Below are 15,760 nucleotides of genomic sequence, written 5' to 3' on the forward strand. Positions count from 1 at the left end.
TTAAAGGCTTACCCCTCTTTTCCATGGGATAAAATCATCCTGGTTAAGTTGTACCGCTTTGGGGATGATTTCTCCACTAGCGGCTTTGATGCAATATTCCAAAATATCCTCGCCCATTTGCTCTATTGTTTTTTTGCCCTCTATTATGTCCCCTGCATTGATGTCAATAATATCGCTCATGCGGGTGGCAAGCTTGGTATTGCTGGCCACTTTTATCACCGGGCAAACCGGGTTGCCCGTTGGTGTACCTAAACCTGTGGTGAACAAAATAAGTGTTGCGCCACTAGCAGCCTTTCCAGTAGTTGCTTCCACATCGTTCCCGGGGGTGCATACTAGGTTCAGGCCTGGTTTTGTAGCAGGTTCAGTATAGTCCAATACATCTGCCACCGGGGCGGTGCCACCTTTTTTGCAGGCGCCTGCACTTTTGATGGCATCTGTAATCAGGCCATCCTTGATGTTCCCGGGGGAGGGGTTCATGTGGAAACCAGAACCCACAGCATGTGCCTGTGCATCGTAGTCTTTCATTAGTTGGATAAACTTCTTTGCCACGGGTTCGCTGCTGCTCCTGTCTATCAGTTCCTGCTCCACGCCACACAATTCAGGGAACTCCGCCAGTAAAATCTTGCCTCCCAATGCCACTACCAAATCAGCACAATAACCCACGGCGGGGTTGGCAGATATACCGCTAAAGCCATCGCTGCCACCACATTTTACACCAATGGTCAACTGACTTAGTGGGGCAGGTTTCCGTTCTGCCTTATTGGCTTCTATCAATTGCAGGAAGGTTTTCTTAATAGCATCCTTTACCAATTGTTCCTCGCTTACCGATTGCTGTTGTTCAAAAATAAGCACAGGCTTGTTGAACAAAGGATTTCTTTGTTTAATGTCTTGTACAAAGTCGGCCGTTTGCAAGTGCTGGCAACCAAGGCTCAACAGGGTAATGCCAGCCACATTGGGATGGTCGGCATAAGCGGCCAATAGCTTGCTTAGCGTTGCCGAATCCTGCCTCGTTCCCCCACAGCCACCTTGGTGGTTTAGGAACTTGATGCCGTCAATATTTTTAAACAAGCCTTTCTTTATTGGGGCTTCCGCAGGGGCAAGCACAGCCGTGTTGATGTCTTCCCCTTTTTCATAAGCCTCTACTAAAAGGTGTGTATAGCTTTTGTATTTATCGGTAACGGCATAGCCCAGTTCGTTGTGCAGGGCTTCTTTTATCACGTCTAGGTTCCTGTTTTCACAAAACACAGTTGGGATAAACAGCCAGTAATTGGCCGTGCCTACCTTGCCATCGTTGCGGTGGTAGCCGTTAAAAGTCCTGTTGGCATATTTGCTTACATCGGGTGCTGTCCAGTGATAATGCGCTTCCCGATAATAATAAGGGTCGGCTGCGTGCTTGGTATTGTCAACCGTCATTCTTGCGCCCTTGGCTACATAGTGCTGCACCTTGCCCACCAATACACCATACATATATACTTCCTCGCCAGTAGCCATGTCCTGCATAAAAAATTTATGCTTTGCGGGGATAGGTTCTAGTAAAAGGTAGGTTTCTTTATTGTATATGATAGACTGCCCCACTGTTAAATCGGTCAATGCTACCAGTACATTGTCTTTTGGGTGTATTTGAAGGACTAAATGTGGATCCATGAATGATTGATATTTTTTTCGCCACAAAGGCACGAAGGCTTAAAGCGGCACTAAAGAGTAAAAAAGAAAAAAGAATTAAATAAAATGGTTTACGACAATCCTTATAAAATCCTTTGAGATCAAGGGGTGTAATCATGCAAATCATTTAATCAGTGGTATAAAATAGCTTCCCCTGTTACAGGGGAAGCTATTTAGAAAGGAAATAGAACTATAGGGCTTTGTGTACTAAACAAAACAGCGTTTAAAATAAGTTGTATCGCAAGCATAACGTTTACTTAATTGAACAAAGCAAAAATAGAATGAATTGCGATGCATTGTTTATGCTAGTTTAGCAACTTTCCATACTATGTTATCTTTTTATTTATTAAATGTTTATTTTTAATGCGTATATACTGCGAAAAGGTAAGTTGGGAAGTTTTATTCCGTTATTAGGTTATTCCAACCCTATTATTAGCAGGGTTAGAGCGTAAAATAAATTATGCATACAAAACAAGTTGCTTTTGCCCTTACAGCACTTTTTATTAACTTCGCCATAATATAACACATAGGGATGACACTAAACATTACCGATATAGAATTATTCGCACTGCTAAAGGCTAAAATTGGCGAGAAGGAAGCCACTGCTGTAATTAATTATGTAAAGCAGGAAACGGCTGCTGCTGCGAGCAAAACCCACGAATATTTCAACAAGGACATAGCAAACCTGCAAAGCCATGTTGACGAAAAGTTTAAGGACATGGCTACTAAAGACTTTGTACAAAAGGAAATAAGCAACTCGAAGGCAGACATGATGAGAGCGATGTACATTACTAGCTTTATACAAATACTTTCTATTATTGGTGGCATATTGGCCTTGGCAAAATTTATCAAATAGGGGGTTGAAAAAGTCTAGATATATATTTGGCAAGACCTAATAACGCCAAACCTAATTCCTTTACCTTATTGAATAATAATATCAATTGAATTGCTCTCAAATTGCAATGCAGTCAAAATTAATCTTGCTTTAGTTTTGTCAAAATGCTTTGATGTTTCAAATTCCGTCATAAGTCCACTAACCCAAAGTCTTTCATTACCTGTCATACCACCAAAATTCAAATACTTTTCTGGATAAGAGATTTCTATCCACTTGCCATTTTCAAATACTTCAAATTGTCCCCATATTGGTTTTCCATCTTTCTTGCCAATAACCCTTGTTGGCATAATAAAATCGTGCTGACAATCTTCAAGGGGTTCAGAAACGCTAATCCACTTTTCTTTATCAATTTGGTAATTATCAAAACAATGCTTTTCAGCTTCTTGGACTGTCAAATATTGATAGTCCCAAAGTGATGATGAGTCTTGCACACAATCATAACCAAAAAGATAAATACCATCTTGTGATTCATAAATCATAAGTTTTTTAAGTTCGTCAAATGTGTCTATAAATGCTATTTTTCTCATTCGCAAAGCACTTGAATTGAAAGTAGGTTAGTGTTTAATAAAGTACTACGCAATTCATAAATATGCCCAACCCAAATGCGTAATTCCATCCAAAAATAAGTGTATTGCCACCTTTTAAAGAATTACAATATTCTAAAGCGCAAGTCTTTACCCCCTTATAACAGTATATAACAGCTAAAACTTTCCCACTTGCTACTTTCACGTTTCATTGCTCGTCCATAAAGAAAAAAAATTATCCATGCAGGCATTAGTGGATGCAAAATAATCAACTCTAACTAATATTCATTTAGCAACTTGCCGCACTATATTACCTTTTAATTATAAAAATACATATTTTTGAAGTGTATTTAATACGCAATTGCATTATGAAGCCTAAATTGCTCAAAATTTCCGTTGCGCCGCAGCATTCGTTTAGTTGCAGGTTCGATAGTGTGCCTTTTTTTTATAGCGAATGGCATTTTCACCCGGAAATAGAATTGGTGTATATACAAAAGGGGACAGGTACACAGTTTATTGGCAACAGTGTAAACCACTTTAGCCCGGGCGACATGGTATTGGTAGGCAGCAACCTGCCTCATTTGTGGAAATGTGACCCTATGTATTTTGCAAAAGGGAGCGTTTTGAAAGCAGAATCGCTAGTGGTGCATTTTATGCCCGATTTGATGGGGGCATTTATGCAGTTGCCAGAAAACAAATTGATTGTGGATTTGTTAGAAAGGGCCAAACAAGGGTTGCAAATTGTTTCCAATACAAAGGAAACGGTGCTGGGCTATATGCAAAGCCTGCAAACGGCAACTGGTGCAGAGCGGTTGATTTTGTTGTTGCAGATATTACAAACATTGGCAACCTCGCAAACCCTGGAGCCAATTGCTGCCAATAACATGCAGCAGCCATCGTCGGAAAAGGAAAATGAACGCATGGGGACTATTTTTAAATATATGCTGGAGAATTTTTCCAAGCCGATTACTTTGGACGATATTGCTAGGCTTGCAAACATTAGCCCAAATGCTTTTTGCCGCTTTTTCAAGGCAAGGACAAAGAAAACTTTTTCCCGGTTTTTGCTTGAAATGCGCATTAACCATGCCTGTAAACTGCTGGCAGAATCGGAAAAAAGCATCGAGCATATTTATACCGATTGCGGGTTCAACAACTCTTCCCACTTCAATCGTTATTTCAAGCAGCTAAATGGCACTACGCCTTTAGAGTATAGGAAAAAGCAGTTGCTGCGGGCGGTTGATTAAAATAATAATATTAGTATATGAATGTAGGCCTTTTTATTCCTTGCTATGTGGATCAGTTTTATCCCAAAGTGGCTATCGCCACGTTGGAACTATTGGAAAAATTTGGGTGCAAAGTATCTTACCCATTAAAACAAACCTGTTGCGGCCAGCCAATGGCCAATAGTGGTTTTGAAGGGGATGCAGATGCCTGCAATCGATTGTTTGCAGAAAATTTCAAGGGGTTCGATTATGTTGTTTCACCTTCTGGTAGCTGTACTTTGCACATCAAACAGCACTTGCATACCCATGAAAACAATGCTTCTGAAAGCCATATCAGGCAAACAGTATATGAACTCACCGAGTTTTTGGTAGATGTGTTACAAGTAAAAGATATAAAAGCAAAATTCCCACATAAGGTAGGTATGCACCAAAGTTGCCACGGGCAACGGGGATTGCACCTAAGCCAGATGTCGGAACTGAATGCTGCCCCTTACTCAAAGCCAGGTGCATTGTTGAACATGGTAGAAGGTATTGAGCTGATACAGTTGGATAGGGTAGACGAATGTTGTGGTTTTGGTGGCACATTTTGCGTGGCAGAAGAAGCCGTGAGTGCCAAAATGGGCAAGGATAGGGTAGCCGACCACCTGAAACATGATGCAGAATATATTACAGGGGCTGACATGAGCTGCCTGATGCACATGGAGGGCATACTAAAAAGGCGGAAAAGCAAAACAAAAGTGATTCATATTGCCGAAATACTGAACAACTCATAAGCACTTATGTTTTTCAAACGTATAACTTATAACGTAAAACATACCACTTAAAACAGAATCCATGCACAGCAACATAACCAATCATGCAGATGCTTCGGTAGATTTTAATATAGACGAAGACAGGGTAGGCTGGCACGACAAAACCCTTTGGTTTATCCGTGAAAAAAGGGATAAAGCCAGCCACAATATACCAGAATGGGAGCAATTGAGGGAATATGCCTCGCAGATAAAAAACAATGTGCTAAGCAACCTTAGCCAATACTTGCAGGCATTTGAAGCGAAAGCCAAAGCCAATGGAATCATTATCCATTGGGCAGCAGATGCGGCGGAACACAATAGCATTGTGCATGGCATCCTCAAAAAGCATGGCATAGACCGCATGGTGAAAAGCAAAAGCATGCTTACCGAGGAATGTGGCCTGAACGAATACCTAGAAGCCAATGGCGTGGACGTAATAGACACCGATTTGGGGGAACGCATTGTACAACTGGCCAAAGAGCCGCCAAGTCATATCGTGCTGCCTTGCATCCATAAGAAGAAAGAAGAAATAGGGGAGTTGTTCCACGAACACTTAGGCACTGACAAAGGTGCTTCGGATCCTGTGTATCTTACAGCTGCCGCAAGGCAACATCTACGGGAAACTTTTTTAACCCGGAGAGCTGCCTTAACGGGCGTAAACTTTGCCATTGCCGAAACGGGCGAATTTGTCGTTTGTACCAACGAAGGCAATGCCGATATGGGCGCACACTTGGCTGATGTGCATATTGCCTGCATGGGCATAGAAAAGATATTGCCCCAGCAGAATCATCTTGGTGTTTTCTTGCGACTGCTGGCGAGGAGTGCCACCGGGCAACCGATTACCACATATTCTAGCCATTTTAAAAAGCCGCTACCTGGGCAGGAAATGCATATTGTATTAGTAGATAATGGCAGGAGCATCCATTTAGGCAAGGCAGATTTTAGGAATGCCCTAAAGTGTATCCGCTGTGCCGCTTGCATGAATACTTGCCCTGTGTATAGGCGTAGTGGCGGTCATAGTTACCACAATGCAGTGGCTGGCCCCATCGGCTCTATCCTTACGCCTAATATGGATATGAAAAAGAATGCAGACCTCCCTTTTGCATCTACGCTTTGCGGCAGTTGCAGCAATGTTTGCCCGGTAAAGATTGATATTCACGACCAATTGTACAAATGGCGGCAGGTACTGATGAAAGAAGGCTATGGCCCCGCTTCAAAAACGGCCAGCATGAAAATTATGGGCTGGGTATTATCGTCCCCAAAAGTGTATGATTTTTCAGGGAAAGCTGCCCGTTGGGCATTGCGGAACACGCCTTTTGTAGTAAGTAACAAATTGAACCCTTGGTTCAAGGCAAGGGAAATGCCTGATGCCCCAGAGCAGTCGTTTAAAGAATGGTACAAGAAAAACAGGGATAAATAATTTTGTTAATACTCAGGTGCAAGTTTGGTTAATCTGCCACGAAGGCACGAAGACTCAAAGTAGCACAAAGTTTTAAGGGAAGAATAAGAAAAGAAAATAAGAAGAAAAATTATGTTATTAAGTAATAAGCCATAATTATCTTAATATAATTCTAAGAGGGTTTCGTTCTTGCCCCTCTCCTTTGGAGAGGGGTTGGGGTGAGGTCTCTAAAATAAATAGTATTAACTTAATTATGTCTGCATACTTAGTACCTTTTAACCTTCCTTTTCTTCGTGTTTCTTCGTGTTTTTGTGCCTTTGTGGCTAAAAAAACATATTCTAAAATAGTAACGTTTAAAATGACAACAAATGAGCCGTGAAGCAATATTAAAAGAAGTACTTAAAAACCAGCCTGCCTTATTGCCTTTGCCCAATATTGACATATTGCAAGGGGAGTATGATAAAATAGAGGAGTTGAAAAAATGGCTTGATGTGCTGCATATTACTGTACATGAAGTGCCTGATTATGCAGCCATTAAAACTATTTTAAAAGAAGAAGTGCCAACTAATTTACGAACAGTAACCACCATCCCAGAATTGAGCGCTACTGCCGTGTTGATTGAAGGCATAAAAGAAAATGCCCATTTGTTAGAAAATGTAGAACTGGCAATAATCCCCGCCCATTTTGGCGTTGCTGAAAATGGGGCTATGTGGATTACGGATAGCCTTATTCAATACCGGGTACTCCCATTTATCACCCAGCAATTAGCTGTGGTGGTCAATAAGAAAGACATTGTGTACAATATGCACCAGGCTTATGAAAGAATTGCTGGCACACAATATGATTTTGGGGTATTTATAGCTGGCCCGTCCAAAACGGCGGACATTGAGCAATCCTTGGTTTTAGGGGCGCATGGCCCTAAAGGGATGATCGTGTTTTTAGTGGGTGAATAGGGTGGGGCATATTTTCAAGAAAGTGAAATGAGGGCGTTTTCTCTTATCAGTTGCTTTTCAACCCACTCTATATAGCTTTTGTCTTTGAAGTGGAACCACATTTGTCGATACTCGCCTGAATTGTCGATTACAAATCTAAACTCCCTGAATGGTTTGCGCTTTTCTAAAGCTGCTACAAGTTTGGCTCTAAGTTTTGGGTCTGCAACTTCTTCAGCAAAGTCTGCCATTACCTGAAATGAATCACGGGATTCCATCGGATTAATTTCACAATAATCCAAAAAGTTTTCGTCTAGTTCGTCTAGGTCTTCTTGCCAGGCTTCTTCTTCTATATCGAAATCTTTGTTAGTATCGGGTACTATAAGCAATTTACCGGTTTGTTTGTGAAAAAAAGCCCGCAATCCCAAGTCCAATTGTTCTGAAATTTCTTTTATTTTTTCTTTTGTAAAAGTGAGCATATTGCAATGTTCTAATTTGCCAAAAGTAAAAGATTACTTCCAAATATTCAGGCATCCGAATTGTTGGGGTGCATAAAACTTTTTCGCTTTGTCCTGATACCCCCGCACTCTATAAAAACCTTATCTTTGTGCTAGAAATGCACTTGATACAAACTACTTACAAAACTAGTATCTTGACATCCCAATCGGAGTTCTTTTTTTACTAATATTAAAATAGTTGTAGTGCCAAAATAGGGTTTTGTTTTATGGGTATAAAATCACTCACTTTTTCTCACAAAGCACTCATAAATCACGCACAAATCACTCAAAAAGTACGCACAAAACACGCACAAAACACGCTTAAAAATTTGTGGATATTGTTGATAATCAATGATTTAAAACGGCTGAGACGATTTTTGAAAAACGACGAAAAGGGAAAAAGCCCGAAAAAATGCAAAACTGAAACTATTTTAATAAAAATACCATTAAAATAGATATTATAAAAAATGTGCAAGGGTTTTTGTTTTGCCTTGTTCCTGTTACCCTTTCCTTTGGGTAACTTGTCCCGGTCTTTCGGAAGGGATGAGGTTTGGCTAGGTTGATTTTTTAATAAAAAATAGCGAAAAACTTTTATGCGCCCAATTGTTGAAGCAAAAAATGTTGAAACCCCTACATTTGTAAACTTCATAAAAAATTAAAGATAGTTAATCATGGCACAAAAAATCAAGGTAGCCAATCCTGTTGTAGAGTTGGATGGTGATGAAATGACCCGGATCATTTGGAAGTTTATTAAAGACAAGCTAATCCTTCCATATTTGGAACTAGACATAAAATATTATGACTTGGGTGTGGAGTACCGTGACGAAACGAATGACCAGGTTACCATTGATGCTGCCAATGCTATTAAACAGTACGGCGTAGGTATTAAATGTGCCACCATTACCCCCGATGAGGAAAGGGTTGTAGAATTTAAACTGAAACAAATGTGGAAAAGCCCTAATGGCACTATCCGCAACATTTTGGATGGCACTGTGTTCCGCGAGCCGATTGTTTGCAGCAATGTGCCACGCCTAGTACCCAACTGGACTGCACCTATTTGCATCGGCCGCCATGCTTTTGGTGATCAGTACCGTGCCACCGACTTTGTAACCAAAGGCAAGGGCAAATTGACTGTAACATTTGAAGGCGAAGATGGCACAAAGCAATCTTATGAAGTATTCAACTTTAAAGGCGATGGTGTTGCCTTGACAATGTACAACACAGATGAAAGTATTTTCGGCTTTGCCCGTTCTTGCTTCAACCAGGCACTTGCTAAAAAATGGCCTTTGTACCTTTCTACAAAAAATACTATCCTTAAAAAATACGATGGCCGCTTCAAAGACATTTTTGAAGAAGTATATCAAAATGAATTCAAGGCCAAATATGTAGAAGCTGGCATTACTTACGAGCACCGCTTGATTGACGACATGGTAGCAAGTGCGCTTAAATGGCATGGCAATTTTGTATGGGCTTGTAAAAACTATGATGGCGATGTGCAAAGCGATACAGTGGCACAAGGCTTTGGTAGCCTTGGCTTGATGACTTCTGTATTGGTAACACCAGATGGCACAGTAATGGAAGCAGAAGCAGCCCATGGTACTGTAACACGCCACTACCGTGAACACCAAAAAGGAAAACCAACTTCTACCAACCCCATCGCATCTATCTTTGCATGGACAAGGGGCTTGGAATTCCGTGGCAAATTAGATGGCAACCAGCCATTGATAGATTTCTGCCATGCCTTGGAAGAAGTTTGCGTAGCTACTGTTGAAAGCGGCAAGATGACAAAAGACTTGGCTGTTTGTATCCATGGCAACAAAGTGAACCATGGTGAGCATTACCTATACACCGAGGAGTTTTTAGATGCTTTGGATGAAAACTTAAAAGCAAAATTGGGTTAATAATGTTCTTGAAATAACTTCTTCAAGAAGGAAATTTTTAAACTACTTGGGGTTACTAAAAACCCTGAAAGGGTTGAACAATAGTAGCCACGGGTGCAACCCGTGGTTGAATTATATTATGGTGAATGTCCCGGGCTGCTTGAAGCCCGGGATTTTTTTTTGAAAGCAATTGCTAACCTTTATAAGGTTACAAACCTTATAAAGGTTTTGTACCTCAAAATCTTATGCACGCTCTACCATAAATTATCTAAAATCCTTTTAAAATCACTATTTTAATTGTTATTTATAATACTTGGTTGATTAATCAATAAAATAGTTTCAGTAATAAATAGAAAAGTATCATTCATTATCTAAACACCAACCTAATTTAGCATCCGGAAATAAACATTGTTTGCCATGCTTTTATTAGGGATAGATATTGGTACGTCTTCTATCAAGGTTGCGATAGTTGATGCCCAAACACAACAAACGGTTGTTACTGCACAATACCCGGAAACAGAAACGCCTATTACCTCTTTGCAAAATGGTTGGGCCGAGCAAAGCCCTGAAATGTGGTGGGAGCATGTGCAAATGGCTATTTTAAAAGCCAATGCAACAGGTACTTATAACCCAAAAGATATTGCGGCTATTGGTATTGCCTACCAAATGCATGGATTGGTTTGCGTAGATAAGAACCAGCATGTGTTGCGTGACAGTATTATTTGGTGCGACAGCCGTGCCGTGCCTTATGGCGACGCAGCTTTTACAGCCATTGGTGAAGAAAAATGCCTCTCCCATTTGCTAAACTCACCCGGCAATTTTACCGCTAGCAAACTAGCTTGGGTAAAAGACAATGAACCCCATATTTACGAACAGATAGACAAAATAATGCTCCCTGGCGATTTTATTGCTATGAAGCTTAGTGGCTGTGTCACTACTTCAGCATCTGCCTTGTCAGAAGGTGTTTTTTGGGATTTTAAGAACAAGGAACTTTCCAAAGATGTAATGGGGTATTACGGTTTTCATACTTCTATTATACCTACCATAAAAGATGTATTTACTGAACATGGTTTGGTAAGCGAGTCAATAGCAGCCAAATTATCACTTACTACAGGCATACCTATTACGTATAAGGCGGGCGACCAACCCAATAATGCTTTATCGCTAAATGTATTGCAACCCGGAGAAGTAGCCGCAACGGCAGGTACATCAGGGGTTATTTATGGGGTAGGGGATACGTTGAGTTATGATAAGCAATCACGTATCAACAGCTTTGCGCATGTAAACCATACTGCGGAGCAAACCCGTATTGGTACATTGTTGTGTATCAATGGTACAGGCATTGCCAATAGCTTTACAAGGAAATTATTGGCGGCTGATAAAAGCTACCCATACATCAACGAAGCAGCCAAGCAAATACCTATTGGTTCAGAAGGCCTTACTGTATTGCCATTTGGCAATGGGGCTGAACGTATTTTCAACAACCGCACCGTAGGGGCGCATTACCAGAATATTAATTTCAATATACATACAGAGGCACATATTTTCCGTGCAGTGCAGGAAGGTATTGCGTTCTCTTTCCGCTATGGGTTAGATATTATGAAGGAAAATGGTATTACCCCATCTGTAATCCGTGCTGGCAAAGCCAACCTGTTTTTGAGCGATGTATTTATCAGTGCATTTGTAAATGCCACTAATGTACCTGTTGAATTGTATCAGGTAGATGGCAGCGTAGGTGCGGCCAAAGGTGCAGGTATTGGCGCAAAAATATTTGCATCGGAAAAAGAGGCATTTGCCAATGCAAAACCATTGGATTTGATAGAGCCAACCGTTGCTTCGGCATATAATGATGTGTATGAGGAATGGAAAGGGTTTTTAATGAAACAAGTGTAAGTATCGCCACAAAGACGCAAAGTCACGAAGGGGCGCAAAGGTTTTAAGGGTTGCCAACCCCTGGTGGACATCTTTTCTTAGTGCCTCTTTCAGCCTTCGAGCCTTTGTGGCAAATAAACAATTTTTAACCTTTTAAACAAATAACAATGAGCGCAGTAATTACGGGGGGAAAAGAATTTTTCAAGGGTATTAATCAAGTGAAATTTGAAGGGTTGGGCAGCGACAACCCATTGGCTTTCCGTTGGTATGATGAAAACAGGATAGTAGCGGGCAAACCGATGAAGGAATACTTGCGTTTTGCATGTGCCTATTGGCATAGCTTCTGCGGCAGTGGGGCAGACCCTTTTGGCGAAGCCACACATTTGTTTCCATGGAGCGTAAAGGCAGACCCTGTGGAAAGGGCGAAAGACAAAATGGATGCAGCTTTTGAATTTATTACCAAAATGAATATCCCTTTTTATTGCTTTCACGATGTGGATGTGGTAGATTATGGCAATGATATACTAGAAAACGATAGGCGCTTGCAGGCATTGGTGGCTTATGCAAAAGAAAAGCAGGCGGCAAGCGGCGTGAAACTATTGTGGGGCACTGCCAACTTATTTTCTAACAAAAGATACATGAATGGTGCGTCTACTAATCCAGATTTCCATGTAGTGGCACACGGTGCGGCACAGGTGAAAGCAGCTATTGACGCAACCATAGAATTGGGTGGCGATGGCTACACATTCTGGGGTGGCCGTGAAGGGTATATGAGCCTGTTGAACACGAACATGAAACGTGAACAGGAGCATTTTGCAAAATTCCTGCATGCTTCCAAAGACTATGCAAGGGCAAATGGTTTTAAGGGGGTATTCTTCATAGAACCAAAACCTTGTGAGCCAAGCAAACACCAATATGATTATGACAGTGAAACCGTAATTGGCTTCCTGCGCAAGTTTGATTTGCTGGAAGATTTTAAACTGAATCTGGAAGTAAACCATGCTACATTGGCGGGTCACACGTTCCAGCATGAAGTGCAAGTAGCGGTGGATAATGGTCTATTGGGCAGTATGGATGCCAACAGGGGCGATTATCAAAATGGCTGGGACACAGACCAATTCCCTAACAATATCAACGAACTGGTAGAAACCATGTTGGTGGTTTTAGAAGGCGGTGGATTGCAAGGTGGCGGCATCAACTTCGATGCTAAAATCCGCAGGAACAGTACTGACCCTCAGGATTTGTTCTATGCACACGTTGGTGGCATGGATATTTTCGCCCGTGCCTTGATAGTGGCAGATGAAATATTGCAAAAATCTGATTACAAAAAAATCAGGACCAACCGCTATGCTTCTTTCGATACGGCTGAAGGCAAAGCATTTGAAGAAGGCAAATTATCTTTGGAAGATTTAAGGGCTTACGCTATTGCTAATGGCGAACCAGCTACCATCAGCGGCAAACAAGAGTATTTGGAAAATATTATCAACAGGTTTATTTAGAGATAGAATTTTTCGCCACATAGGCACAATTTGTACATAGCAAGGAACAAGGGAAATAGGTTCATTTATATATATATTGGGTCACTTTTGTTTCAATAATCTAGCAACTGTGCAACTTTGTGCCTATTGTGGTGAAAAATAACTATGCTTGCAAAATATTTTTATAAATGTCTGCCTTACACTTAATGTAAGCCTATATATTTGTAAGGTATAATTAAACATTCATTATTTTTAACGCAAACATCAATTGCTATTGCCCCATGAGAACTTTATCGACACCCGATTACATTGTTTTCCTCGTTTATTTTGTTGTAGTGGCTTCTTATGGTTACTGGGTTTACAACCGTAAAAAGCAAGCCTCTACAAGTGCTTCGCACGATTATTTCTTAGCAGAAGGCTCATTGACATGGTGGGCTATTGGTGCTTCATTAATTGCTTCTAATATTTCTGCTGAGCAGTTTATTGGCATGAGCGGGAATGGCTTTAAAATGGGGTTGGCAATTTCTACTTACGAGTGGATGGCCGCTGCAACCCTAATGATTGTGGCTATATTCTTCATCCCAGTATATCTTAAAAACAAGATATATACCATGCCGCAATTCCTTAGCCAACGATACAACTCCACGGTTGCCATGATTATGGCTGTGTTTTGGTTATTGTTGTATGTAATTGTAAACCTTACCTCCATTTTATATCTTGGTGCATTGGCTATCAGCAGTATTTCAGGCCTTAACCTGTATGTATGTATGTACGCATTAGCTGTTTTTGCTGTTATCATCACATTGGGTGGTATGAAGGTGATTGGTTTTACGGATGTTATCCAAGTATTCTTTTTGATATTGGGTGGTTTAGTTACTACCTACCTTGCATTGGACTTGGTTGCCAAGCAATATGGAAGCGAGGGAGTTATCAGTGGTTTTAAACTGATGATGGATCATTCGTCTGACCACTTTCAAATGATATTCAAGAAAGACAATGCTAACTTCCCAAGTCTGCCGGGTCTCACGGTACTGTTGGGCGGTATGTGGATTGTGAACCTAAACTATTGGGGTTGTAACCAATACATTACACAGCGGGCATTGGGTGCTGACTTAAAAACAGCCCGTGGCGGTCTTTTATTTGCAGCATTCCTGAAATTGTTGATGCCAGCTATAGTAGTGTTGCCGGGTATTGCCGCTTATGTATTGAACCAAAAAGGATATTTTACCAACCATGAATTAATGGATGCTTCTGGTGAAATAGTAGGTGATAAAGCATACCCAACTTTGTTGAACTTATTGCCTGTAGGTTTTAAAGGGCTTTCTGTTGCAGCTTTAACTGCGGCTATCGTTGCTTCTTTGGCGGGTAAAGCAAATAGTATTGCCACCATTTTTACATTGGATATTTACAAGAAAAAAATAAACCCCAATGCTTCTGAAAATGCAATGGTAACCACAGGTAAAATAACTGTATTGGTTGCTATGATTATTGGTTGCTTAATTTCCCCATTATTGGGCATTGATAAAAAAGGTGGTTTTGAATTTATACAAGAATATACAGGCTTTGTAAGCCCAGGTATCTTTGCCATGTTTATACTAGGTTTCTTTTGGAAAAAAGCCACTTCCAATGCGGCATTGTTTGCCACAGTAGGTGGTTTTGCATTGTCGGTTATTTTTAAATTCCTGCCAAATTTTGTAAGCCTTGCATGGCTGCAACCTATGGGTTTTGCGTACAATAACAATGGTGTTTACGAAATACCATTCCTAGACAGGATGGGCTTTGTTTTTGTTATTTGTGTTGTGATGATGGGTATTATCAGCATGATAGACAATAGCAGGGGCGTTAAAACAAATGGCCTTGAAATTGACAGCAGCATGTTTAAAACCACCAATGGTTTTGCAGTGGGTGCTTTGATTATTGTAGGTGTGTTGGTTGCCTTGTATTCTTTCTTCTGGTAATCAGAAATTTGTTCATATATCTTTTGTATCGGGCTGTCCTAATAATATTGGGGCAGCCCTTTTTCTTAGGAGAGGATATTGGGATGAAATACGTACTCATTTTGGAGTGTTTTTTGGTGAGCCCTATAATAAAAAAAGTTTTCCATTACTGTACGAGTACCTGCAATTTTATTTTCCAGCACTCTCCTAACCATTGGCAGCAATTCCCAACGGTTGGCAGCGCACTGCGGACGACTGGCAGTGTTGCCCAAAGTTTGGAAGCGTACTGCCGACTGTTGGGGAAGTACTGCGAATGATTGGCAGCGTACTGCCAACGGTTGGGGAAACGCTACGGATGATTGGAAGCGTGCTGCGAACTGTTGGGGAAGCACTGCAAAGAATTGGCAGCAAGTTGCAGATAATAAAAATAAGGCGCAGATATTAAAAAACATGCGGCAATACGCATATTTTTGAAGGGCTTGGCGCAATGGGTGTTACGCCTATTTATGAGTTAGCTGCCATTTTCGCACCCTACTTTTGCAACAATCAGCGACAAACAAAACACAGTTATACTATATAAGACAGGTGAAATAAGATACATCAAAACTGGTTGGACAATCCCAAACAGCAGACAAAGGCAACTTGGCGAAACCTGCGGCCACAACCTGACCAG

13 protein-coding genes are annotated in these 15,760 nt (G+C 40.9%); 10 read left to right on the plus strand and 3 right to left on the minus strand.

All coding sequences use genetic code 11. From position 1 onward, the window contains the following. Nucleotides 1-1,644 carry a UxaA family hydrolase gene (locus ACHFIY_RS04700; protein ID WP_410844910.1) on the minus strand — a complete coding sequence of 548 codons (1,644 nt, stop codon included), beginning with the start codon at nt 1,642-1,644 and terminating at the stop codon, nt 1-3. 550 nt (nt 1,645-2,194) lie between these two features. On the opposite strand from ACHFIY_RS04700, the gene ACHFIY_RS04705 reads away from it, so the two are divergent. Further along, nucleotides 2,195-2,518, plus strand: a complete 324-nt coding sequence (locus ACHFIY_RS04705) for a hypothetical protein (RefSeq protein WP_410844911.1) — start codon at nt 2,195-2,197, stop codon at nt 2,516-2,518. 65 nt (nt 2,519-2,583) lie between these two features. Here the strand turns inward: ACHFIY_RS04705 and ACHFIY_RS04710 are convergent, their stop codons facing one another. Continuing rightward, nucleotides 2,584-3,084, minus strand: a complete 501-nt coding sequence (locus ACHFIY_RS04710) for a hypothetical protein (protein ID WP_410844912.1) — start codon at nt 3,082-3,084, stop codon at nt 2,584-2,586. A gap of 365 nt (nt 3,085-3,449) precedes the next feature. Here ACHFIY_RS04710 and ACHFIY_RS04715 point away from each other — a divergent pair, with 365 nt between their 5' ends. The 4 genes from ACHFIY_RS04715 (at nt 3,450) to ACHFIY_RS04730 (ending at nt 7,447) form a co-directional block, all read left to right on the plus strand. Then, nucleotides 3,450-4,325, plus strand: a complete 876-nt coding sequence (locus ACHFIY_RS04715; protein ID WP_410844913.1) for an AraC family transcriptional regulator — start codon at nt 3,450-3,452, stop codon at nt 4,323-4,325. 17 nt (nt 4,326-4,342) lie between these two features. Next, the gene (locus ACHFIY_RS04720) at nt 4,343-5,077 is read left to right on the plus strand and encodes a (Fe-S)-binding protein (protein ID WP_410844914.1); all 735 of its coding nucleotides are present in this window, start codon (nt 4,343-4,345) and stop codon (nt 5,075-5,077) included. A 61-nt stretch (nt 5,078-5,138) separates the two neighbouring features. After that, nucleotides 5,139-6,515, plus strand: coding sequence for a lactate utilization protein B (locus ACHFIY_RS04725; RefSeq protein ID WP_410844915.1), 1,377 nt, complete (start codon nt 5,139-5,141; stop codon nt 6,513-6,515). Nucleotides 6,516-6,862: 347 nt separating this feature from the next. Further along, nucleotides 6,863-7,447 (plus strand): LutC/YkgG family protein, encoded by a 585-nt coding sequence (locus ACHFIY_RS04730; RefSeq protein ID WP_410844916.1) that lies wholly within the window; start codon nt 6,863-6,865, stop codon nt 7,445-7,447. A 14-nt stretch (nt 7,448-7,461) separates the two neighbouring features. Here ACHFIY_RS04730 and ACHFIY_RS04735 read toward each other — a convergent pair whose 3' ends face one another. Continuing rightward, nucleotides 7,462-7,902, minus strand: coding sequence for a UPF0158 family protein (locus tag ACHFIY_RS04735; RefSeq protein WP_410844917.1), 441 nt, complete (start codon nt 7,900-7,902; stop codon nt 7,462-7,464). 689 nt (nt 7,903-8,591) lie between these two features. Between ACHFIY_RS04735 and ACHFIY_RS04740 the strand changes: the two genes are divergently transcribed. From ACHFIY_RS04740 to ACHFIY_RS04760, 5 genes are all read left to right on the plus strand, one after another. Then, nucleotides 8,592-9,821: an NADP-dependent isocitrate dehydrogenase gene (locus tag ACHFIY_RS04740; RefSeq protein ID WP_410844918.1), complete on the plus strand. Its 1,230-nt coding sequence runs from the start codon at nt 8,592-8,594 to the stop codon at nt 9,819-9,821. A 396-nt stretch (nt 9,822-10,217) separates the two neighbouring features. Further along, nucleotides 10,218-11,693 carry a xylulokinase gene (locus ACHFIY_RS04745; protein ID WP_410844919.1) on the plus strand — a complete coding sequence of 492 codons (1,476 nt, stop codon included), beginning with the start codon at nt 10,218-10,220 and terminating at the stop codon, nt 11,691-11,693. Nucleotides 11,694-11,839: 146 nt separating this feature from the next. After that, on the plus strand, nt 11,840-13,171 hold the full coding sequence (gene xylA / locus ACHFIY_RS04750; protein WP_410844920.1) for a xylose isomerase: 1,332 nt from the start codon (nt 11,840-11,842) through the stop codon (nt 13,169-13,171). A 260-nt stretch (nt 13,172-13,431) separates the two neighbouring features. Further along, the gene (locus ACHFIY_RS04755; protein WP_410844921.1) at nt 13,432-15,108 is read left to right on the plus strand and encodes a sodium:solute symporter family transporter; all 1,677 of its coding nucleotides are present in this window, start codon (nt 13,432-13,434) and stop codon (nt 15,106-15,108) included. Nucleotides 15,109-15,301: 193 nt separating this feature from the next. Further along, nucleotides 15,302-15,532 (plus strand): hypothetical protein, encoded by a 231-nt coding sequence (locus ACHFIY_RS04760; RefSeq protein WP_410844922.1) that lies wholly within the window; start codon nt 15,302-15,304, stop codon nt 15,530-15,532. Nucleotides 15,533-15,760: the final 228 nt, after the last annotated feature.

Origin of the sequence: Parasediminibacterium schistidii (assembly GCF_046546515.1) — a bacterium.
Lineage (GTDB): Bacteria > Bacteroidota > Bacteroidia > Chitinophagales > Chitinophagaceae > Parasediminibacterium.

Excerpts from the sequence above, each read along its gene's own strand:
- ACHFIY_RS04710 (WP_410844912.1), bottom strand. The coding sequence starts at position 3,084 with ATGAGAAAAATAGCATTTATAGACACATTTGACGAACTTAAAAAACTT.
- ACHFIY_RS04720 (WP_410844914.1), top strand. The coding sequence starts at position 4,343 with ATGAATGTAGGCCTTTTTATTCCTTGCTATGTGGATCAGTTTTATCCC.
- xylA (WP_410844920.1), top strand. The coding sequence starts at position 11,840 with ATGAGCGCAGTAATTACGGGGGGAAAAGAATTTTTCAAGGGTATTAAT.
- ACHFIY_RS04715 (WP_410844913.1), top strand. The coding sequence starts at position 3,450 with ATGAAGCCTAAATTGCTCAAAATTTCCGTTGCGCCGCAGCATTCGTTT.
- ACHFIY_RS04730 (WP_410844916.1), top strand. The coding sequence starts at position 6,863 with ATGAGCCGTGAAGCAATATTAAAAGAAGTACTTAAAAACCAGCCTGCC.
- ACHFIY_RS04700 (WP_410844910.1), bottom strand. The coding sequence starts at position 1,644 with ATGGATCCACATTTAGTCCTTCAAATACACCCAAAAGACAATGTACTG.
- ACHFIY_RS04735 (WP_410844917.1), bottom strand. The coding sequence starts at position 7,902 with ATGCTCACTTTTACAAAAGAAAAAATAAAAGAAATTTCAGAACAATTG.
- ACHFIY_RS04755 (WP_410844921.1), top strand. The coding sequence starts at position 13,432 with ATGAGAACTTTATCGACACCCGATTACATTGTTTTCCTCGTTTATTTT.
- ACHFIY_RS04725 (WP_410844915.1), top strand. The coding sequence starts at position 5,139 with ATGCACAGCAACATAACCAATCATGCAGATGCTTCGGTAGATTTTAAT.
- ACHFIY_RS04705 (WP_410844911.1), top strand. The coding sequence starts at position 2,195 with ATGACACTAAACATTACCGATATAGAATTATTCGCACTGCTAAAGGCT.
- ACHFIY_RS04745 (WP_410844919.1), top strand. The coding sequence starts at position 10,218 with ATGCTTTTATTAGGGATAGATATTGGTACGTCTTCTATCAAGGTTGCG.
- ACHFIY_RS04740 (WP_410844918.1), top strand. The coding sequence starts at position 8,592 with ATGGCACAAAAAATCAAGGTAGCCAATCCTGTTGTAGAGTTGGATGGT.